This window comes from Mesorhizobium sp. B2-8-9, assembly GCF_006439475.1.
In the GTDB taxonomy this organism is placed as follows: Bacteria; Pseudomonadota; Alphaproteobacteria; order Rhizobiales; family Rhizobiaceae; genus Mesorhizobium.
In genome coordinates, this window is sequence record NZ_VFTQ01000005.1 from 291,559 (window position 1) to 314,126 (window position 22,568).

General features: G+C 65.5%; 13 protein-coding genes. 6 read left to right on the forward strand and 7 right to left on the reverse strand.

All coding sequences use genetic code 11. The features are described from left to right. Positions 1–16: 16 nt before the first annotated feature. From hutU to FJ423_RS09300, 5 genes are all read left to right on the forward strand, one after another. Entirely contained in the window at positions 17–1,690 is a 1,674-nt protein-coding gene (gene hutU, locus FJ423_RS09275) for a urocanate hydratase (RefSeq protein ID WP_181174759.1), read from the forward strand. A 115-nt stretch (positions 1,691–1,805) separates the two neighbouring features. After that, positions 1,806–2,393, forward strand: a complete 588-nt coding sequence (locus tag FJ423_RS09280) for a HutD family protein (protein WP_140841023.1) — start codon at positions 1,806–1,808, stop codon at positions 2,391–2,393. Positions 2,394–2,663: 270 nt separating this feature from the next. Then, the gene (locus FJ423_RS09285; RefSeq protein ID WP_140841025.1) at positions 2,664–11,243 is read left to right on the forward strand and encodes a glucoamylase family protein; all 8,580 of its coding nucleotides are present in this window, start codon (positions 2,664–2,666) and stop codon (positions 11,241–11,243) included. Positions 11,244–11,617: 374 nt separating this feature from the next. After that, positions 11,618–13,387 (forward strand): glucan ABC transporter ATP-binding protein/ permease, encoded by a 1,770-nt coding sequence (locus FJ423_RS09290; RefSeq protein ID WP_095767781.1) that lies wholly within the window; start codon positions 11,618–11,620, stop codon positions 13,385–13,387. A gap of 215 nt (positions 13,388–13,602) precedes the next feature. Further along, a complete protein-coding gene (locus FJ423_RS09300; protein ID WP_140841026.1) occupies positions 13,603–14,382 on the forward strand; it encodes a heme ABC transporter permease in 780 nt (259 codons plus the stop codon). A 217-nt stretch (positions 14,383–14,599) separates the two neighbouring features. On the opposite strand, the gene FJ423_RS09305 is transcribed toward FJ423_RS09300, so the two are convergent. Then, entirely contained in the window at positions 14,600–15,658 is a 1,059-nt protein-coding gene (locus tag FJ423_RS09305) for a D-TA family PLP-dependent enzyme (protein WP_140841028.1), read from the reverse strand. 204 nt (positions 15,659–15,862) lie between these two features. Here FJ423_RS09305 and FJ423_RS09310 point away from each other — a divergent pair, with 204 nt between their 5' ends. Next, entirely contained in the window at positions 15,863–16,549 is a 687-nt protein-coding gene (locus tag FJ423_RS09310) for a D-lyxose/D-mannose family sugar isomerase (protein WP_140841030.1), read from the forward strand. A gap of 15 nt (positions 16,550–16,564) precedes the next feature. Here FJ423_RS09310 and FJ423_RS09315 read toward each other — a convergent pair whose 3' ends face one another. The 6 genes from FJ423_RS09315 to FJ423_RS09340 are packed head-to-tail and all read right to left on the reverse strand — an operon-like array spanning position 16,565 to position 22,524. Further along, a complete protein-coding gene (locus FJ423_RS09315) occupies positions 16,565–17,443 on the reverse strand; it encodes an RDD family protein (RefSeq protein ID WP_140841033.1) in 879 nt (292 codons plus the stop codon). After that, a complete protein-coding gene (locus tag FJ423_RS09320) occupies positions 17,430–18,446 on the reverse strand; it encodes a stage II sporulation protein M (protein WP_140841035.1) in 1,017 nt (338 codons plus the stop codon). Before FJ423_RS09320 ends, FJ423_RS09315 begins: the two co-directional genes overlap by 14 nt. Next, on the reverse strand, positions 18,443–19,747 hold the full coding sequence (locus FJ423_RS09325; protein WP_140841037.1) for a DUF58 domain-containing protein: 1,305 nt from the start codon (positions 19,745–19,747) through the stop codon (positions 18,443–18,445). The genes FJ423_RS09320 and FJ423_RS09325 overlap by 4 nt, the downstream gene beginning before the upstream one ends. Next, positions 19,744–20,700: a MoxR family ATPase gene (locus tag FJ423_RS09330; protein ID WP_095767774.1), complete on the reverse strand. Its 957-nt coding sequence runs from the start codon at positions 20,698–20,700 to the stop codon at positions 19,744–19,746. The genes FJ423_RS09325 and FJ423_RS09330 overlap by 4 nt, the downstream gene beginning before the upstream one ends. Beyond that, the gene (locus FJ423_RS09335; protein ID WP_140841039.1) at positions 20,687–21,901 is read right to left on the reverse strand and encodes a DUF4350 domain-containing protein; all 1,215 of its coding nucleotides are present in this window, start codon (positions 21,899–21,901) and stop codon (positions 20,687–20,689) included. The genes FJ423_RS09330 and FJ423_RS09335 overlap by 14 nt, the downstream gene beginning before the upstream one ends. Continuing rightward, on the reverse strand, positions 21,898–22,524 hold the full coding sequence (locus FJ423_RS09340; RefSeq protein ID WP_140841041.1) for a DUF4129 domain-containing protein: 627 nt from the start codon (positions 22,522–22,524) through the stop codon (positions 21,898–21,900). Before FJ423_RS09340 ends, FJ423_RS09335 begins: the two co-directional genes overlap by 4 nt. Positions 22,525–22,568: the final 44 nt, after the last annotated feature.

Genomic DNA, 22,568 nt, shown 5'->3' on the forward strand with positions numbered 1-22,568 from the left:
TTGCTTGAAAGGGACAATGATGACCGATCCTCGTCACAACATACGTGAAGTGCGCGCCCCGCGCGGCGACAAGCTCAATGCTCGCTACTGGACGACGGAAGCGCCGCTGCGCATGCTGATGAACAACCTCGATCCCGAGGTCGCCGAGAACCCGAACGAGCTCGTCGTCTATGGCGGCATCGGCAGGGCGGCGCGCACCTGGAACGATTTCGACCGTATCGTCGCTTCGCTGAAGACGCTGGGCGAGGACGAGACGCTGCTGGTGCAGTCGGGCAAGCCGGTCGGTGTCTTCAAGACCCATTCCAACGCGCCGCGCGTGCTCATCGCCAACTCCAACATCGTGCCGCACTGGGCGACCTGGGAGAAGTTCAACGAGCTCGATAGGAAGGGCCTGATGATGTACGGCCAGATGACGGCCGGCTCCTGGATCTATATCGGCACGCAAGGCATCGTGCAGGGCACCTACGAGACTTTCGTGGAGGCCGGCCGCCAGCACTACAATGGCGACCTCAAGGGCAAGTGGATCCTGACCGGCGGCCTCGGCGGCATGGGTGGCGCCCAGCCCTTGGCGGCAGTCATGGCCGGCGCTTCCTGCCTCGCGATCGAGTGCAACCCGGACTCGATCGACTTCCGCTTGCGCACCCGCTATGTCGACGAGAAGGCCGAGACGCTCGACGAAGCGATGGAGATGATTGATCGCTGGACCAAGGCCGGCGAAGCAAAATCGGTCGGGCTTCTCGGCAACGCCGCCGAGATCGTGCCTGAGATGTTCAAACGCGGCATCCGCCCCGACATTCTTACCGACCAGACCTCGGCGCATGACCCGATCAACGGCTATCTGCCGAAGGGCTGGACGATGGCCGAGTGGCGCGAGAAGCGCATCTCGGATCCGAGGGCCGTCGAAAAGGCCGCCCGCGCTTCGATGCGCGAGCATGTCGAGGCGATGGTGGCGTTCTGGAACGCCGGCGTGCCGACACTCGACTACGGCAACAACATCCGCCAGGTCGCCAAGGATGAGGGTTTCGAGAACGCCTTTGCATTCCCGGGCTTCGTGCCGGCCTATATCCGGCCGCTGTTCTGCCGCGGTATCGGCCCGTTCCGCTGGGCCGCTCTCTCGGGTGATCCGGAAGATATCTACAAGACCGACGCCAAGGTGCGCGAGCTCACTCCCGGTAATACGCATCTCCACAACTGGTTGGACATGGCGCGCGAGCGCATCTCGTTCCAGGGATTGCCGGCGCGCATCTGCTGGGTCGGTCTCGGCGACCGCCACCGGCTCGGCCTCGCCTTCAACGAAATGGTCGCCAAGGGCGAGCTCAAGGCGCCTGTCGTCATCGGCCGCGACCATCTCGATTCCGGCTCGGTCGCCTCGCCGAACCGCGAGACGGAAGCAATGAAGGATGGTTCCGACGCCGTTTCCGACTGGCCGCTGCTCAACGCGCTGCTCAACACCGCGTCGGGCGCGACCTGGGTGTCGCTGCACCATGGCGGCGGCGTCGGCATGGGCTTCTCGCAGCATGCCGGCATGGTCATCGTCGCCGACGGCACGGCTGACGCGGCAAAGCGCCTGGAGCGCGTATTGTGGAACGATCCGGCGACCGGCGTCATGCGCCATGCCGATGCCGGCTACGACATCGCCATCCAGTGCGCCAAGGAGCACCAACTGAACCTGCCGGGCATCCTGGGCTGAGCATGATGCCGAAAAGTGTGAGGCGGTTTTCGGGCAACATCATGCTCCTCACCAAAAAGACAGAGCTGGATGATTTCAGGTCGAATCGACCTGAAATCGTCTGGGTTTGAGCCGAATGCGCATCCTTCGTGCCGCCGATTACCGCGTCATGCCGTGGAAGAATGGCGGCGGCACGACGACCGAAATCGCCGTTTCGCCCGACGGCGCCGGGCTCGACGATTTCGACTGGCGCATCTCCATGGCCCGGGTCGAGACGAGCGGGCCGTTCTCAAGCTTCGCAGGCATAGATCGAACACTGTCGGTGCTGGAAGGCGAGGGGATCATTCTCGACATTGCCGGCCAGGCGCCGGCGCGGTTGACCATGGCCTCGGCGCCGCTCGCCTTTCCGGGCGATGTGCCGACTGGCGCAGCGCTGATCGGCGGCCCGATCACCGATCTCAACATCATGACCCGGCGTGGCCGCATGGCCCATGAGGTCGAGCGCCGGTCTTTCACCACCGAGATTCGGATTGCGCCGCGCGCCGACACCACGCTCGTTCTTGCCGTCGGTGCCGGCGCCACGCTCCTCACGCACGATGGGCCGAGCCTCGGACCGCTCGACACGCTGATCCTCGACCGCGACAGCCCGGAAATGCGGCTTCAGCCCAAGGGGCCGGGCCTGCTTTTCGTGATCGGGCTCCACCGCCTCGCCGCCAACCATTAACGGCTGTTGCCAAACATGATCGCGGCTTGGGCGAATTATCGCCCGGCCCCTTGCATGTACCACGAAAAAGCCTGAATCCTTGCCCTGATCCAACCGGGGGCGGAGAGCGAGGGGCGTTCGCCCAAAAGCTGTCGAAAGGGCACGCCCCGGTTGTGGTGCGCAAAACAAACTTTCGGCCGATCAGTGATGCAACCAATTGCAATTGAACCGGTTTTAGGGCCATTGCCGTGGCGGTGACGCCGCATTGCGCCCCCGCTTACGGAATTTTCAATGAACATTCAGACCAATCCCAACAAGATCGAACAGACAAGCGCCGGCTTCCCGGCGGCGGCGGACGCGCCGATACGCTCCAATTTCCTGCCTGAGGACCGGCTGCGCGCCTTGGGCGTCGCGCTCGCCAAGGGCGAGGTCAAGGAATTGTTCGGCCTCGCTCCGTTCGAGTTCCAGGCCCGCATCCGCGACAGCGCCAAGAAGATTCTCGAAGTCTACCGCTCGACCAATGCCGCGCAGGCCAAGGGCGAGACCATCACGCCGGCCGCGCAATGGCTGCTGGACAACAATTACCTGGTCGAGGAGACCATCTTCCAGGTCAAGCGAGACCTGCCGCGCCGCTTCTACCGGCAGTTGCCGACACTCACGCTCGGCGACGGCACGGTGCTGCCGCGCGCCTTCGTCGTCGCCTGGAGCTATGTCGAGCATTCCGACAGCTCCGTCTCGGCCAGCATGTTCAAGGCTATCGTCGAGGGCTTCCAGTCGGTCGAGCCGATGAAGATCGGCGAGCTCTGGGCGCTGCCGTCGCTGCTGCGCTTCGTGCTGATCGAGAATCTGCGCCGCATCGCCGTGCGCGTCGAGCGCACCAGGCAGATGCGCCAGACCGCCAACGAGGTCGCCGACCGGGTTCTGGCGACCGACGATAATGCCGACCGCACCAGGATCCTGTCGCACTACAGCGCGCATGCGCAGGACACCACTTTCGCCACCCAACTGCTCTATCGCCTGCGCGACGGGTCGCAGAACGCCGGCCGCGCGCTGGAATGGCTGGAAGGCGAGCTCGAAAAGACCGGTTCCGATGCCGAGGAGATCATCATCTCCGAGCATCAGACGCTGTCCTCGGGCAATGTCACCACCGGCAATATCATTCGCGGTCTGCGCCTCATCAATGACGTCGACTGGACGGTCTGGTTCGAGGGCGTCAGCCGCATCGACACGCTGCTGCGCGACAAGACCGATTTCGCCAACCTCGATTTCTTCTCGCGCGACCAGTACCGCACCGCGATCGAACAGCTGGCGCGCCGCTCGCATCTTTCCGAGTACCGCGTCGCCGAAAAGGCGATCGAGCTTGCCGGCCACACGCCCGGCCTCACCGATGCGTCCGGCGTGCCGGAAACAGCGGACCCCGCCGTGCACACCGATGTCGGCTTCTTCCTGGTCGGCCCGCGCCGGCAGGAGCTGGAAAGGGCGATCGGCTACCGGCCGCCTTTCTATGTGACCTTCAAACGAGGCTTTGCCAGCGCCGGCTGGCTGGGCATCGTCGTGCCGGTTTTCCTGTTGACGGCGCTGCTGCTGGTGCTGTCGGGCAAAGCGCTCGCCAATCTCGGCCTGTCGGTGGAATCGATCACGCTGATGCTGGCGCTGTTCGCCGTTCCGGCCAGCGAAGGCGCGCTGGCCTTCTTCAACACCGTGGTGGCGCTGTTCCTGAAACCGACCAGGCTTGTCGGCTACGATTACAACAAGCACGGCATCCCGGCCGAATCGCGCACCTTGGTCGTGGTGCCTTCGCTGATCGGCTCGCGCGACGACGTCGAGGAAAACATCCGCAACATCGAGGTGCACCACCTCGCCAACACGGCGGACGAGATCCGTTTCGCGCTGTTGTCCGACTGGCCGGATTCCAAGACCGAGATCGACGTCGCCGACATCGAGATCCTGCAATATGCCCGCGACGAGATCGCCAGGCTCAACGCCCGCTATCCGTCCGAAGGTTCGCCGCGCTTCTACCTCTTGCATCGCCGCCGGCTCTACAACCAGGCGCAGGGCTGCTGGATGGGTTGGGAGCGCAAGCGCGGCAAGCTGCATGAGCTGAACCTTCTTTTGCGTGGCGACAGCGATACGACCTTCCTGCCGCTCGATGTGCCGCTGCCGGAAAACGTCGTCTATGTGATGACGCTCGACGCCGACACGCGCACCACGCGCGACGCGGTTTCGGACCTGGTCGGCAAGCTCGCCCATCCGCTGAACCGCCCGCATTTCGATCCGGTCAAGCGTATCGTCACCGCCGGCTACACCATCCTGCAGCCGCGCATCACCGCTTCGCTCACCAGCGGCGACGACGCCTCCTTCTTCCAGCGCGTCTTCTCGGCCAATCGCGGCCTCGACCCCTATGTCTTCGCAGTCTCCGACCTCTACCAGGACGTCTTCGGCGACGGCTCCTTCACCGGCAAGGGCCTCTACCATATCGACGCCTTCGAAGCGGCGCTGAAGAACCGCATCGACGAAAACACCATCCTCAGCCACGATCTGCTCGAAGGCGCGCTGGCACGCGCCGCGCTGGTCACCGACGTCGAGCTGGTCGAAGACTATCCGACCCGCTACTCGGTCGACGCCTCGCGCCACCACCGCTGGGCGCGCGGCGACTGGCAGCTGCTCGGCTATATCTTCGATCCGCGCTCCGGCGTGCCTGCGCTGTCGCGCTGGAAGATGGTCGACAATCTGCGCCGCTCGGTCACCCCGATCTTCTGGGTCATGGCCTGCATTGCCGGCTGGACGCTGCTGCCCTTCACCCAGGCGGCGCAGTGGCAGGCTCTTATGATCCTCAGCCTGTTCATGGCGCCGACCTTCGACATCGTGAACGGCATCCTGCCGAAGAGCGGCGACCAGACGCCGCGCGGCCATTTCTCCGCCTTGGCCCGCGATACCGTGTTCGGCACAGCGCTTGTGGCGCTCAAGGTGCTTCTGATGGCGCATCTCGCCTGGATGATGGGCGATGCCATCATCCGCACCATCTATCGGCTCTTCGTCAGCCGGCAAAATCTTTTGGAATGGCGTACCGCCTCGCAAGCCGCCAAGGGCGGCAACGATCTCGGCGCCTATTACGGCATGATGTACGGCGCGGTGATCATCGGCGTCGTTGGCCTGGCGATTCCGGTGCTGGCCGATTCCACCGGCGCCTTCGTCGCCTTCTTCTTCGCCATCTTCTGGATCGCTTCGCCCGCCGTCGCCTGCTGGATCAGCCGCTCGGCCGAGACCGAGGACAGGCTGCGCATCTCGACCGCCGACATCCACGCGCTGCGCACCTTCGCGCGCCGCACCTGGCACTATTTCGAGACCTTCGTGACGGCCGAGCAGCATCACCTGCCGCCGGACAATTTCCAGGAAAGCCCGGCGCCGGTTGTGGCGCCGCGCACCTCGCCGACCAATATCGGCGTCTATCTGCTCTCGGTTGTATCGGCGCGCGATTTCGGCTGGATCAGCCTGTCGGACGCCATCACCCGCATCGACGCCACGATGACGACCATTGAGAACATGCCGCGCGACCGCGGCCATCTCTACAACTGGTATGACACCACGACACTGAAGCCGCTCTATCCGCTCTACATCTCGGCGGTCGACAGCGGCAATCTCGCTGGACATCTCGTCGCGGTGGCGGCGTCCTGCGCCGAATGGGCCGAGGCGCCTTCCGTGCATCTGCAGGGCGATTTCGAAGGCATCATCGACACCGTCACCATCCTTGACGAGAGCCTGGACGAGCTGCCGGACGACCGTCGGCAACTGCGGCCGCTGCGCCAGCGCCTTGCCGACCGTCTCGACGGCATGCGTCGCGCGGTGGCGACCATCAAGGCGCAGCCCGAGATGGCGTCGATCCGCACCATCAACCTTGCGGTACTGGCGGGCGAAATCCGCAAGCTCGCCACCGCCATCCACACCGAGGCGGCATCGCCGAAGAGCGATGTCATCGCCGATTGGGCGGCCAGGCTGGAAGCGACCTGCGAGGCGCATGTGCACGACTCGCACAATGACGATAGCGCGGTCGCCGCTCTGCGCGCCAAGCTGCTCGCCTTGCGCGAGCGCTGTCGCCGCTACGCCTTCGAGATGGATTTTTCCTTCCTGATGCGGCAGGAGCGCAAGCTGCTCTCGATCGGTTACCGCGTCGAGGAGCGCCAGCTCGACGAGAGTTGCTACGATCTGCTTGCTTCCGAGGCGCGGCTCACCAGCCTGTTCGCCATCGCCAAGGGCGACCTGCCGACCGAACACTGGTTCCGTCTGGGACGGCCAATCGTCGAGATCGGCTTCCAGGGCGCGCTGATGTCCTGGTCGGGCTCGATGTTCGAGTATCTGATGCCGCCGCTGGTGATGAAGGAGCCGCAGGGTTCGATCCTCAACCAGACCAGCAAGCTCATCATCAAGCGCCAGATCCAGTATGCGCGTTCCAAGAACGTGCCCTGGGGCATTTCGGAAGCGGCCTACAACGCCCGCGACCGCGAGCTCACCTATCAGTACACCAATTTCGGCGTGCCCGGGCTCGGCCTGAAGCGCGGCCTTGGCCAGAACACCGTGATTGCGCCCTACGCGACGATCCTGGCCGCACAGTTCAATCCGCGCGAGGCGGTGCAGAACCTGCAGCGGCTGCGTTCGATCGGCGCGCTTGGCCGTCACGGCTTCTACGACGCGGTCGATTTCACGCCGCAACGCGTGCCCGAAGGCACCGACCACGCTGTGGTGCAGAACTATATGGCGCACCATTCCGGCATGACGATCGCGGCAGTAGCCGACGCTATTTTCGAGGGCCGGCTGCGCGAGCGTTTCCACAGCGACCCGGTGATCGAATCGGCCGAGCTTCTGCTGCAGGAGAAGGCGCCGCGCGACATTCCGACGGCGACCGTTAGGACGGAAGCCGACGAGCGCTCCAAGGACGAGACCGAGGCCGAGAGCCCGGATAGCCGTGTCGTGCTCGATCCGATCAAGGCGCTGCGGGCGACCAACGTCATGTCCAACGGCCGCTATTCGGTCATGGTCACCGCCACCGGCTCCGGCTACAGCCGCTTCGGCGAGCTTGCCGTCACCCGCTGGCAGCCGGATCCGAGCGAGGATCGCCTCGGCTCCTATATCTTCCTGCGCGACGCGGCGACCGGCGACTGGTGGTCCGCCACCGCGGAGCCGAAGCGCGCCGAGGGCGAGCGCGTCCAGACGCTGTTTGGCGACGACAAGGCGAGCTTCACCAAGACGGTGGGTTCGCTGCGTTCGGAAGTCGAATGCATCGTCATTTCAGAAGGCAATGGCGAAGGCCGCCGCATCACGCTCTACAATGACGGCGCCACCGACCGGCACATCGAAGTGACCTCCTTCGCCGAGCTGGTGCTCGGCAACGAGACGTCCGACAACGCGCATCCGGCGTTCTCCAAGATGTTCGTCGAGACCGAGATCGCGCCGAACAACAGCGCGATCTTCGCCACAAGGCGCAAGCGCGACAACAACGATCCCGACCTCACCATGGTGCATTTCGTCACCGACCCGTCCGGCCCGTCGCGCGATGCCGAGGCCGAGACCGACCGGCGCGCCTTCATCGGCCGTGGCCGCACCATCGCCGATGCCGTCGCCTTCGACCCCGGCGTCAGGCTTTCGGGCAGCCAGGGCTTCACCCTCGACCCGGTAGCGGCGCTGCGCCGCCAGGTGCGCGTTCCGGCCAACAAGAAGATATCGCTGACCTTCTGGACCGCCGTCGGCGCCAATCGCGGCGAGCTCGACGAGGCGATCGCCCGTCTCGACCACCAGGAGAGCTTCGCCCGCCAGGCCATGCTTGCCTGGACGCGCAGCCAGGTGCAGACGCGCCATCTGGGGCTCAGCCTCACCGACGCCGCCAATGTGCAGAAGCTGGCGCGCTATTTGATCTATCCCGATCCGTTCCTGCGCCTGCCGGCGGAATCTATCGCGTCGGGCCTCGGCCGCCAGTCGAGCCTGTGGCCGACCAGCATCTCTGGCGATTTCCCGATCTTCCTCGTGCGCATCGGCGACGTCGCCGATCTCGAGATCGTTGCCCAGGCGCTCCGCTTCCAGGAATATATGCGGGCGCGGGGCATGATGATCGACTTCGTCGTCGTCAACGAGCAGGCCTCGTCCTATGTGCAGGACCTGCAGCGCGCGGTGGAGACGCTGTGCGAGAACAGCCGCCTGCGCGGCCGTGAGCTCGGGCCCCGCCAGCATATCTTCGCGGTGCGCCGCGACCTGATGGACGAGCCGACCTACAAGACCTTGCTGTCGGTGGCGCGGGTCGTGCTGCACACCCGCAACGGCACGATCTTCGATCAGCTCGAACGTGCCGAGACGGCGGCGCTCCAGGCCCGCGACGCCTTGATGCAGGCCGAGGGCGGCACACCGCGCGAACCCGTTCCGCCGCTCCCCTTGCCGGTGCCGGCAAGCCGAAGCGGAGCCGATATCGCCGCCGACGGCAGCGGTCTCAGCCTCTGGAACGGCTTTGGCGGCTTCGACGGCGACGGCCGCCACTATGTGACGCGGCTGACCGGCCGGCGTTCGACGCCGCAGCCCTGGATCAACGTCATCTCCAACGCCTCGTTCGGCTTCCACGTCTCGGCCGAAGGCGCCGGCTTCACCTGGAGCCGCAACAGCCGCGACTACCAGCTGACGCCGTGGTCGAACGACCCGGTGTCGAACCGGCCAGGCGAAGGCTTCTATATTTTCGACCAATTGAGCGGCAAGGCCTTCTCGCCGATGGCTGCGACGGTTCGCGATCCGTCGATGACCTATGAGACCTGGCACGGCCAGGGCTTCTCGACCTTCCGCTCCAAGCGCGGTTCGCTGTCGATGGACCTGACGCAGGTGGTCGATCCCACCGATCCCGTGAAGATCACCCGGCTGCGCATCCAGAATGCCGGCCCGGCGCCGGCGCGGCTGCGCATTTACGCCTATGCCGAATGGGTGCTGGGCGGCCATCGCTCGCGCACGGCGGCGACCATCGTGCCGTCGCGCGACGCCGCCACCGGCGCCATGCTGGCGCAGAATCCCTATGGCCTCGACTTCGGCGAGCGTGTCGCCTTCCTGGCAGCCAGCCATCCTGTCCATTCGGTAACCGCCGACCGCAGCGAGTTCATCGGCAGGCACGGCACGACCGAATATCCGCAGGCCGTGCTTGGCGGGCTTGCGCTTTCGGGCCGTATCGAGGCGGGCGACGATCCCTGCGCTGTCGTCGCCAGTGACATCGACATTCCCGCCGGCGGCGACGTGACACTGTCCTGGCTGCTTGGCGACGCCGCCACGCCCGCCGAGGCGAGCGCACTGGTGCAGACCCATCGCAGCAAGGATTTCGATCAGCGCCTGGCCGATAACGAGCGCGTCTGGCGCGGCTTCCTCGACACCATTCAGGTCGAGACGCCCGACGAAGCGATGAACGCCATGGTCAACCATTGGCTGCCTTACCAGAGCCTGGCCTGCCGCATCCGCGCGCGCTCGGCCTTCTACCAGGCGAGCGGCGCGTTCGGCTTCCGCGACCAGTTGCAGGACACGCTCTCGCTTCTGGCGCATGACTCGAAGCTGGCGCGCGACCAGATCCTCAACGCGGCGCGCCGGCAATTCCCGGAAGGCGACGTGCAGCATTGGTGGCTGCCGCGCACCGATGCCGGGGTGCGCACGATGATCTCGGACGACGTAGTCTGGCTGGCGCATGCGACGGCCCGCTACATCGAGGTGACGGGCGACGCCGGTATCCTCAAGGAGCAGTTGCCCTTCATCGACGGGCAGCAGCTCGGCGAGGGCGAGCACGACGCCTTCTTCACGCCGGAGATCACCAAGAACACCGCGCCGCTCTATGAACATTGCGCGCGGGCGCTCGATCTCGCGATCAAGCGCAGCAGCCCCGCCGGCCTGCCGCTCATCCTTGGCGGCGACTGGAACGACGGCATGAACCGTGTCGGCGAGGGCGGCAAGGGCGAGAGCGTGTGGCTGGGCTGGTTCCTGCTGAAGACGCTCACCGACTTCGCGCCTGTCGCTAAAGGGCAGGGCGACACCAAGCGGGCACAGGCCTGGACCAAGCACGCGGACGCGCTGAAACGGGCCCTGGAAAGCACCGCTTGGGACGGCCAGTGGTACCGGCGCGGCAGCTTCGACGACGGCACGCCGCTCGGCTCGCACAATTCGGACGAGTGCAGGATCGATTCGATCGCCCAGTCCTGGAGCGTGCTGTCGGGCGAGGGCGATCCTGCCCGTTCGACGACGGCCATGGAACAGGCGACCAAGATGCTGGTCGATGACGAGCTCAAGATCGTCAAGCTGTTCACGCCGCCCTTCTCCAAGAGCGAGAAGGACCCGGGCTATATCAAGAGCTATCCGCCGGGGGTGCGCGAGAATGGCGGCCAATACACCCATGCCGCGACCTGGTTCGTCATCGCGCTGGCTGAAATGGGCCGCACCGACGAGGCTTATCGCTGCTTCTCGATGCTGAACCCGGTCAACCACGCTTCGGACGAGGCGGCGGCCGAGCACTATCGCGTGGAACCGTATGTCGTGGCCGCCGACATTTATGCCGGCGAAGGCAAGGGCGGCCGCGGCGGCTGGACCTGGTACACGGGCTCGGCCGGCTGGCTTTACCGCGCCGCGGTGGAGGGCATTCTCGGTATCGAGCGGCGCAGCAAGGAGATCACGTTTAGGCCGAAGCTGCCCGGGCACTGGGACGGCTACGCCGCGACGCTCAAGATGTTCGACGGCGAGATCAAGCTTCGTGTTATCCGCGACAAAAAGACCAAGTCGATCTCGCTAGAAGTCGATGGTTCGAAGAAAAAATCGGCCTCTTTCGAGCCGAAAGCTGGCGACAAGACCGAGGTCGTCGTCAGGATACCTGCGTAAAATCAAAGGTTTGGTTCGTCGGCCGCGCGTCTTTCGGGGTGCGCGGCCGACGCCCCTTTTACTTGGCGCGGCCTCTCACGCCCGATCGCGCGCCTTCCTTTAGGGCAGCCTAAGCAAGCAGCTTGTGATTAAAAATGTGGCAGCGCGAGGCAGGTGCCATTATTTTGCCGCAAGCCTGACATTTCACCTTTTATCTCAAACCGTTAGGTGATCACGTCAGATTTCGTACCGTCGTCATCTTTTGTTCGCTAAATGGGAACGGAAGCGATAGACGACGCATTGTTTCGCGACACGTTAACCGATACGTGTCAGAAAATGGTGCGGTGCACAATTCGGGCATTGAGCACAGACAAGAGTTTGGCGGAGTAGCTGAAGTGTCACTTCTGCAGATCTACTTTAGAGCGCTGGGTTATCTGGCGTCCGACAAGAAGCGCGTTGCGCTGATTTGCGGCGCCAATGTCGCGCTCGCGGCGATCGCGATCCTTGAGCCCATCCTCCTGGGCCGGGTGATCGGTGCCATCTCCGAAAAAGGCGCGGTGTTTTCGACGCTCGCCGTCTGGGCCGCTCTTGGTGCCTTCAACGTCGTCGCCTTCGTGCTGGTGGCGCGCGGCGCCGACCGCTTCGCCCATGCCCGCCGCTCCGAGGTGCTGTGCCAGTCCTTCGAGCGTGTCATCACCATGCCGCTTGCCTGGCACCATCAGCGCGGCACATCCAATTCGCTGCACACGCTGCTGCGCGCGGTCGAGACCCTGTTCAGCCTGTGGCTCGAATTCATGCGCGTGCATCTCTCGACGGCCATCGCGCTGGTGCTGCTGGTTCCGACCGCGCTGTCCATGGACATCCGCATGTCCGTCGTGCTGCTTGGCCTGGGCGTGCTCTATGTCGGTATCGGCCGCCTCGTCATGCGCCGCACCAAGTCGGGGCAGACTGCCGTCGAACGCCACTACCATACCGTGTTTGCCCACGTGACCGACAGCGTCAGCAACGTTGCCGTGCTGCAGAGCTACAATCGCATCGGCCACGAGACTGCGACGCTGAAGCGCTATGTGAAGGATCTGCTCGACGCCCAGAACCCGGTGCTCGACTGGTGGGCGATCGCCAATGCGCTGAACCGTCTGTCGTCGACCATCTCGATGATGATCGTGCTCTCGATCGGCGCTTATCTCGTCACCCGTGGCCAGCTCCGCGTCGGCGATGTCGTTGCCTTCACCGGCTTTGCCGGAATGCTGATCGCCCGTCTCGACCAGATGTCGGCCTTCACCACTCAGATTTCCGAGGCTCGTGCCAAGCTCGAGGAGTTCTATCGCCTCGAGGATTCGGCTGCCGAGACCGCCGAGCCCGACGGATTGCGCGAGTTGACCAACGTCACCGGCCACGTCCGCTTCGAGGATGTCAGCTTCGAGTTCGCCAATTCGGGCCACGGCATCGAGGACGTCTCCTTCGAGGTCCAGGCCGGCCAGACGGTCGCCATCGTCGGCCCGACCGGCGCCGGCAAGACGACGCTCATCAATCTCTTGCAGCGCGTCTTCACGCCCGCCAGCGGCCGCATCCTGATCGACGGCATCGACACCCGCACGGTGACCCGCAAGTCGCTACGCCATTCGATCGCCACCGTCTTCCAGGACGCCGGCCTGCTCAACCGCTCGATCGAGGACAACATCCGTGTCGGCCGCGCCGATGCCAGCAATGACGAGGTTCACGCCGCCGCCAATGCCGCCGCCGCCCAGGACTTCATCCTGGCCAAGAGCGGCGGCTACGATACCGTCGTCGGCGAGCGCGGCGGCCAGCTCTCGGGCGGCGAGCGCCAGCGTATCGCCATCGCCCGCGCGGTGCTCAAGGATGCGCCGATCCTGGTGCTCGACGAGGCGACCAGCGCGCTCGACGTCGAAACCGAGGATCGCGTCAAGGAGGCCATCGACGAGCTGCGCCGCAACCGCACGACCTTCATCATCGCCCACCGCCTGACCACGGTCCGCGACGCCGACCTCGTCGTCTTCATGGACAAGGGCAGGGTGGTCGAGATGGGCGGCTTCACCGAGCTGTCGCTGCGCAACGGCCGCTTCGCCGCCCTGCTGCGCGCCGGCGGCCTGCTCAACGACGAGGAAGTCCGCCGCCTCAGCCGCCCGGTGACGGAAGCGGCGTAATCAGCGCCTTTTCCCTTCTCCCCTTGTGGGAGAAGGTGGATCGGCCCGATAGCGCCGAGACGGATGAGGGGTGTTCCAGCGGAGTGAGACGCTGGCTTTTCCTGGAACACCCCTCATCCGTCGCCTTCGGCGACACCTTCTCCCACAAGGGGAGAAGGGAAAGCGCGACACTCCCCCGATTGCCCCAGGCCAATCTCCGGTCTATTTAGGTCGGCATGAGCGACACCACCTCACGCTTGAGCGCCTGGGCCGATCTCGCCAATCCGACGCGCTTCGTCGGCTTGGCGGACAAAGTCGTTCCATGGCTGGCGGCGGTCGCGGCGATCCTGCTCGCCGTCGGCCTCTACATGAGCTTCACCGCGCCGGAGGATTTCCAGCAGGGCATCACCGTGCGCATCATGTATATTCACGTGCCTTTCGCCTGGCTCGCCATGATGTGCTACACGATCATGGCGATCTCGGCGCTGGGCACGCTGGTCTGGCGCCATCCGCTGGCCGATGTGGCCCTGAAAGCGGCGGCCCCGATCGGCGCCACCTTCACCGCGCTGGCGCTGATCACCGGCTCCATCTGGGGCAAGCCGATGTGGGGCACCTGGTGGGTATGGGACGCGCGGCTGACCTCGGTCTTCGTGCTTTTCCTGATGTATCTCGGCATCATCGCGCTCACCCGCGCGCTGGATGATGCCGGCCGCGCGGCCTGGGCCGCCGCCATCATCACGCTGGTCGGCTTCATCAACATCCCAATCATCAAATTCTCGGTCGACTGGTGGAACACGCTGCACCAACCGGCCTCCGTGTTCCGGCTCGGCGGCCCGACCATCGATCCCTCGATGCTGTGGCCGTTGGCCGTGATGGCGCTCGGCTTCACCGTGCTGTTCTTCGCGCTGCACCTGATGGCGATGCGCACGGAGATATTCCGCCGCCGCGTGACCGCGATGCGCAGAGTTGCCGCGCGGCAGGCGGAGCGGGCTCCCCCTTCTCCCCCTGTGGGGTGAGAAGCGGTCCGCATTTGCGGACGAAAAGCCAATTGCTTGGCTTTTCGAGCTTTGAACGCCCTGAGCCTGCGAAGGGCCGGGCGGTGTCGCCGAAGGCGACGGATGAGGGGTGTTCCAGGGAAAGCCAGCGTCTCACTCCGCTGGAGCACCCCTCATCCGTCTCGGCGCTAACGCGCCGATCCACCTTCTCCCCAAGGGGGGAAGGGAAGGGCGCGTTTCACCCCATCCGTCCCCTTGCCGCTACCGGCAGCGTTTCCAGCACCTTGTCGCCGTCGATCAGATGCACCTGGTCGAACAAATTCGTCACCACGCAGCAATGATCGGGAACGACGCGCACGCGTTCGCCGATGCGCAGCTTGGCGCCGTCCGAAAGCGTGACGGTGCCGTGCTCTTCGCTCAAGACCGTGACGCGGGCGCCCGGCACACCGAGCAGCTCGCCGAACTCCGGCAGGCCGAGCGTATCGGACGACAGCGCCTTGCTGCCGCTGTCGAGGATGGCGCGCGTCGCCGTGGGATGGCTGACTACGGTTGCCAGCACGGTCAACGCGCAGTCGTCCAGCGTGCCGACGCCTTTGGCGACCTGGTAGCGGTCGAGATAGATGTAGGTGCCGGGCCGGTATTCGGTGACGACGCTGTCCTCGCCGGAGCGCCACATGTCCGGCGTGCCGCCGCTGGAGATGCGTTCGCATTCGAGCCCGGCCGTGGCAAGCGCGCCGCGCGCTGCCTTCAGCCATGCCTCCGCTTCGGCGGCGCGCCCCGCCGCCGGATAGGTCATCAGCCCGCCGAAGGCGAGACCCTTGGCTTGGTCGATGATCTTCGCCAGCGCCAGCGCTTCGTCGGCGCTCTGCACGCCGCAGCGGCCCATGCCGGTGTCGCACTCGACCAGAACGGACAACGGATGGCCGGCATCGGTGAAAGTGGCGGCAAGCCCTTCCAGCGTCTCGTGGCTGTCCGCCGTCACCGAAAGCGCGACGCGGCCATGCAACGCCTTCAGCCGCCCCAGCTTGGCGCGGCCAAGGATGTTGTAGGGCAGGAAAATATCCTCAAGCCCGGCATCGGCCATCACCTCGGCCTCGCCAATCTTCTGGCAGGTGATGCCGACGGCGCCCGCCGCCACCTGCTTCTTCGCCCAGTAAGGCAGCTTGTGCGTCTTGATATGCGGGCGGAGCTTCAGCCCGTGAGCATCCGCATGGGCCTGCGCTTTCTTGATGTTCGCCTCGGCGCGGGCAGCATCGATGAGGATCGCCGGTGTGTCGAGATCGGCTATGCTTGCCATGAGATCACCCGTCCGAGCATGTCTTCCGCGCGGCGATCCGCTGTGGGACAAAGACATTGCGTTAAAACAAATCAGTTGGGTTATGGCCCCGAACGAAGCCCATGTCACGGGGCCAGATCCGCCGGTTTGCGTCGACAGAGGACCGGCATTGGGCTATTCGGAAGGACGGATTTCAGCAGGCGGCGGCCGGAAAGAAGAGAACCCATGAAGCGCTCCAAGATCAACGACATCATCCGCGAAGCCGACGCCTTCATCCGCTCCTTCGGCTATATCATGCCGCCCTTCGCCTATTGGTCGCCGGAAGAGATGAAGGCGCATAAGGGCGACTCCCCGGCCATCTTCACCTCCCGTCTCGGCTGGGACATCACCGACTACGGCCAGGAGAAGTTCGACGAGCTCGGCCTGTTCCTGTTCACAGTGCGCAACGGTCGTTACGAGGACATGAAGCTCGGCATGGGCATGCTTTATGCCGAGAAGATCATGATCTCGCGCAAGGACCAGCTCTCGCCCATGCACCGCCACAACATCAAGGCCGAGGACATCATCAACCGAGGCGGCGGCAAGCTGGTGCTGGAATTGTTCATGCACGACCGCGACGGCGGCATCGACCTCAAGGCCGAAGTCTCGGTGCCGGTCGACGGCACCATGACCAGACTGCCGGCAGGCGGGCTGCTGAAGCTCGATCCGGGCCAGAGCGTGACGCTGCTGCCCGGCGTCTGGCACGCCTTCTGGGCCGAGGGCAAGGATGTGCTGATCGGCGAGGTCTCGACGGTCAACGACGACCTCACCGACAACGTCTTCCGCGATCCGATCGGCCGCTTCTCCAACATCGACGAGGACGTGGCGCCGCTGCACCTGCTGGTGTCAGATTATGAGAAGTGGGTGGGGTAGGCGAGGGACGCTCCGCTACCGCGCATACTTATCCGCCTTGCGGTTTCCGAGCAGCAGCTTGCGCTCCAGATGCGCCCGGAGCTCGCCGTAATAGGCGGTGAGGAAAGCCTTTGAATCGATCGGCTCGACTCCGGCGCCGATCTTGCGCGCGATGGTCTCGGCCACCGCCTTCAGCGCCGAATAATCGTCGCGGCGCAGCACTTCCTCCAGCTTCTGCAACTCGGCGATGCCATAGGCGTCGAGCTGCGCGGGGCTGAACTGAAAGCGGGCCGCGACCGGATCCTTGCGCAGCGACAGGTCCTCGAGCAGCGCCACTTTCGGCGCCTCGACCACCCAGGTGCCCGCAAGCAGGTCACCGATCCTGAGCCGGTCGCGGTTGAAGAGCGGAAACAGCGAGAACAGCAGCGCCCAGACCAGGCCGAAGATGGTCGTCAGCGTGTCGGCGACATCGGCGCTGGCGCGCGCGGCGAGGATCGATAGCGGTAGAAAAACTTCGATCTCGCGCATCAGGTTGCGCGCGATGACCTGGTCGAGCGTAAGGCCGGCGCCGCTGCGCGACGCGACCCTGACGCCAACCATGCGCTTGCCCGGTGTGGCTGCCCGCCGTCCCGCCTCGAAGGCGATGAAATAGACGTTGCGCAGGAAGAAGATGAAGATGATCCAGACGATGAACAGTGGCTGCGCATCCTGGATACCAAGCCCGGCAAGGCCGAAGATCATCACCAGCGAGACGACCACGGCCGCGACGACGATGATCACCACGTCGAGCAGGAATCCGGAAGCGCGGGTGCCGGCATCCGCCAGCTTGACCCGCAGGTCCACGCCTTCCGGCGTCACCAGCGGACGTGTCAGCGCGGCAGGGTTCTTTACCTTGGCTGTCCTAGCGGTCGCCATGCCGCACCATCCGCAACAGGTAGAAATATGAGATCCAGAGCGCCAGCATGCCGCCGCCGATCGAATAGCGGGCGAGGTCGCTGGTGATCGTCTGCCGGCCGATGCCTTCCAACAGTCCGGCGAAAAGCAGCATCACCGTGACGCCGATCATGGCGGTCGCCGCCACGCGCCCGGCTTGGGCGGCGGCGGCCATGCGGGTCAGTTCGCCGGGAAAGGCGATGCTGGTGCCGATGCGCATGCCGGCCGCGCCCGCAATGGCGATGGCGAACAGCTCCGTCGTGCCGTGGATCGAAAGCCAGCCGCCGAGCTCGAAGCCCAGGCCCTTGGCGGCATAGATCTGGAAAATGGCGCCGAGCATGCAGCCATTCATCAGGATGATCAGCACGCTCGGCACGGCGAAGGCGAAGCCCAGCGCGAACGCCAGGATCGAGACCTGCGTGTTGTGCGTGAAGAGATAGGCGGCAAAGCCCGACAGGAAATGATCGCCGCCGCCGTAAAGCACGCTGCGCAGCGTCTCGGCCGACGAATCCGGATTGCGCCCGCCCGCCAGGCTCGGTGCGATGATGGCGTCGTACCAGCGCTTGTCCGAAGCGACCACCCAATAGCCGGCAATGGCACCGATGACGGTGAGCCCGACCGATGTCCATACTTCGCGCCAAAGGTCGCGGATCGCCGCCGGCCAGTCGTGCAGGAAGAAGTCGCCGATGCGCGTTCTCAAGCTCCGCCGCGCGCCATAGAGATAGAAATAGCCGCGCAGGCAGAGTGCCTCGAGATAGGCGATCAGCGCGCTGTCGAGCGAGGTCGCGCGCGCCACCGAAAGCGACGACAGCGCCGAACGGTAGAGGAGCGGCAACGACAGCAATTCGTCTTCCGACAGCGCGCGCGGCGCGCGCTTCTCGACGCGCGCAAGCAGCGCCTCGAAGGCTTTCCAGTCGGCCTCGCGCTCCTGGCGGAAGCTTGCCAGCGACTGGCGCACGGAATCGGTGCCGGCGGACAACGTCATAAGAGGTTCTCCTCCTTGAGCTGGATATAGCGCTCGACCAGCGCCGGGCCGAGCCGCTGGTGGTCGGCCTCGATGACATGCGCGCCGAGCAGCCTGAGCCTGCCGATCACCACCTGCCGCTGCCGCAACAGATCGCCGGCGGTGACGGAGCGGGCGACATCCTCGGGCGCCGCCGGCGCCATGTCGGCCAGCGTTTCGAGTTCCACATCCTTCATCAGCATGAACAGCACCAGATGCCGCTCGGTCAGCCGGCCGACGGTGCGCAACATCAATTCGGCGCTGATCGGGTCGACGAAATCGGTGAAGATGATGACCAGCGAGCGCCGGTCGAGCTTCGCCGAAAGCGTGGTCAGCGCCAAGGTGAAGTTGGTCTCCTCGGTTGAATAGTCGATCTCGGCGGCGCGCTTCTGGATCATCGTGAAGCTCGGCGAGCCGCGCACCGCGCCGCTCGACACGCGCGGCCTGGCGTCGAAGGAGAACAGGCTGACGAGGTCGCCGCCCTTGAGCGCGATGAAGGCCGACAGAAGCGCCGCCGTCACCGCGCGGTCGACCTTCGGCACCCCGTCGACCGGCTCGCACATCAGCCGGCCGCTGTCGATGGCCAGAACGATGTTGTTGTTCTCCTCGATCCGGAACTCGCGCGTCAGAAGCTTGCCGTGCCGGGCGCTGCGCTTCCAGTCGATCATGCGGCGCCCCATGCCAGGCTGGTAATCCTTCAGCGCCTCGAACTCGCGGCCCTGGCCGGCGCGCTTCCGCGTATGGCCGTCGGCAAGGGCCGAGCGCTGCAAGAGCGTGATCGCCTCGTCGCGCGCGCTGTTGACATTTGGCAGCACCGCGACCTTGCGGTCGACCGGCAACACGACCTGGTTCCAGATCAGTCCGAACGGACCCTGCCAGCGCAGCCACAGACGGTCGAAGCCGGCGATGCCGCGGCGGATGGCCTCGAATTCGAGATCGAGCGTGCCGCCATTGGCCGGCAGCGCGCCGCCGGTGCCGGCCAATGGCTGGACCCGCTGGTCGTGCCCGACACGCGCCTGCAGGCGGCGCAGCCTTGCGCCGGCACCGGCCGCCACGTGCAGCGTGAAGCGCCCGCCGACGCCGACCTGCGGCGGCGCCGTCAGCGTGGCGTTGAGCGAGGCGCGACCCCTGCCTGCGGCTGCGTCCACCGCCAGGAATGCAAGCAGCAGGCAGATCCACAACAGGCCGAGATACCAGACATGCGGCAATGCGAGCGCGATCAGGAAGGCGGGGATCGCCCCCGCCGCAGCTGCCCAGACCGCTCGGCCGCTCGGATAGATCAACGCGGCGCTTCCGTATTGTCGACGAGGTCTGAGACGATCTGCTCGACCAGCCGCCCGTCGATCTGCGCGGCCGGCGAGAGAACGACACGGTGACGCAGCGCCGGTACTGCCAGCGCCTTGACGTCGTCGGGGATGACATAGTTGCGGCCGTCGAGCGTCGCCCGGGCGCGCGCGGCTCTCGCCAGCATGGCGCCCGCGCGTGGACTCGCTCCCACTTCCAGGTCAGGGCTTTCGCGCGTGCCGCGCACAAGTGCCGCGATATAGCCGACGACGTCGTCGACCAGCGTGACGTCGCCGACCGTGGCCAGCGCCGCTTCCAGCGTCTCGCGGTCGGTCCGCGCCTTGATGCCGTATTGCTCGATATCGTGCGAGGCCGAGCCGCCGCCGTGATGGACGATGATGGCGCGCTCTTCGGTGAGATCCGGATAGCTCACCCGATGCTTGAACAGGAAGCGGTCGAGCTGCGCTTCGGGCAGCGGATAGACGCCCTGATGCTCGATGGGGTTCTGCGTCGCCACCACCATGAAATTCCGGCCGAGCGAATGCGTGGTGCCGTCGAAGGTGACGGCATGCTCCTGCATGGCCTCGAGCAGCGCGGCTTGCGTCTTCGGAGGCGTGCGGTTGATTTCGTCGGCGAGCAAAAGGTCGCAGAAGATCGGGCCGCGCGTCAGCGTGAACTGCCCGGTCTGGAAGTTATAGATGTTGGCGCCGACGATATCGCCGGGCATCAAGTCGGGCGTGAACTGGATGCGGCCATAGGCGACGCCAAGCGCCTGCGCGAAGCAGCGCGCCGTCATCGTCTTGGCGGTGCCGGGCGGGCCTTCGAGCAGGATATGCCCGCCGGCAAACAGCGCCGTCAGCATCAGGTCGACCGTGTCGCGCTGGCCGGTGATCGCTTTTGCCACTTCTTCCCTGATCGCGTTCGCCAGGGTCTTCACTTCATCGACGTTCAATGAGCCTCCTTGCCGTCCAGTCATGCAGCTTTTCGGCTGCTTCGTGCATTGCGGCCAGCTTGTTGGAATCGTGTACTGCCCTGAAGCGGGCGGTGAAGCCGTGCTGTTCTTCCTTGTCGCGGGAATCGAGCCAGCGGTCGAGCGCCTCGCCCTGCAGCCCGTGCGGCGCGCCGAGCAGGGCGGCCGCCCGCTGGCGCATCAGCGCTGCATAGCGGTCGCCAAGCTCCTGCAGCCGCCCGGCGCGCTTCAAAAGCATCGCCGTGGTGTCGACCAGCGCCCGCTTGCCGAAGGCGATGGCGCGCCCCTCCGCGCGCGGCGGACCGAAGCGGCCGAGCCCGTGCAGGAAGGCGAGCGCGGCCGCCACAAGCACCGACAGCGTCAGCGCCAGGAAAGGCGGTTCGATCAGCAGCTTGGCAAGATCGTAGTTGCCGCCGATGCCGTGCAGCGTCAGATCGAACATGACGGCTCCCTTGGCGGGCTCCAGCATGGCGATGATGTCGAGCGCGGCGGCCGCCTTCTGCTCGTCCTTCAGCGCGGCATTGTTGAGGAAATCGGGATCGGTGAGGATGTAGAAGGGTTCGTTGTCGAGCTCGGTCAGGATAGCCCTGCCATCGCCCGCCGCGATCAGCGGATGGTCGTCCGCCACCCATTGCAGCTCCTCCGGCGCGGCCACCATGCGGCCGGCGATGTTGATCTGCGAGAGCGTGTTCTTGGCCTCGCCGAGCTTGGCTTTGGCGATGCGGCCGAGCCAGTCGTTGACGACGTTGTTGGGCAGCCGCTCGACCTTTTCCTCCCAGCCTTCGTGGCTGAACAAGGGAAAGGTCTGCCATTTGGGCAGGATAAAGAGCGTGTCCTTGCCCGCGCGAAGCTTGATGAGGCGATCGAGCGCGGCCGGGTCGCTGCCCGGCGCGATGGTGACGACGAGCAGGAAGGTCGACGCCAGGGGGGACGCGAGGTCCTTCTCGCCGCGCTCCATCGGCGGCGCCTGTCCGTTGGTGAGCTTCAGCCATTCGACAAGCCCGGCATAGCCGGTGCCGCCCTTCGAGAACGGCGTGGCACCGCCCTGGGGCTGGCGGAAATCCGGCGCATAGGTGGACAGCAGGAAAAATCCGGCCGCCGCCAGCAGGCTGGCGAAAATGCCCCAGAACAGCGTCTTGCGGCTGAACGGCTCCGCGGCCGCCTCGGTCGGTAGCGCGCTCATGCCCAGGCATCCCGGAACGCGAACCGCTCATAGGCGCCGCGCGCCTGCTGCCAGCCCTCGGCGCCGACCGGACGCCGAGCAAACAAGGCGGCCTCGACGATGCGGGCGATCTCGCTGAAGGCGGCGCGGGGCCGGGTGGGGATGGAACCGGCGGCGGCGATGTCGCGTGCGGTGAGCGATGGGCGCAGGAAATCGGGCAGCCGGGTGGCGATGTCGGAGACGCTGCGGCGCAACAGAAGATGCACCGCCTCGTCATACTCGCCGCGCGCGGCGAGCGCATCGGCCTCGGAGAGCAGGACCTGGGCAGCCCCCACGTCAGGGCGCCACTCTTCCTTCGCTTCGGTCTCTCCGCGTTTCCGCCGCCATGGCAGGCGCCAGGCAATGCCTTTCGCCTCGAGGAAAAGCAGAAAAGCAATGATCGCGACGCCGATGATGACCGCGCCCCAGAACAGATAGATCATGTAGGGACCGAGCTTCGCCAAGCCGTCCAGAAGCGGCTTCAGCCACTCCGGCGGCTCGGGCCGCGCATAGGTCGGCAAGGCGAACTGGATCGAATCGTCCCTGAGCAGTTGCTTGTGCAGCTGCGCCAGCCGTCCGGCCTCTTCCGTCCCTGCGGCTGTCACCCGCTCGTTCCCCCTGCAACCTGCGGTTCGGGGCCGACACTGGC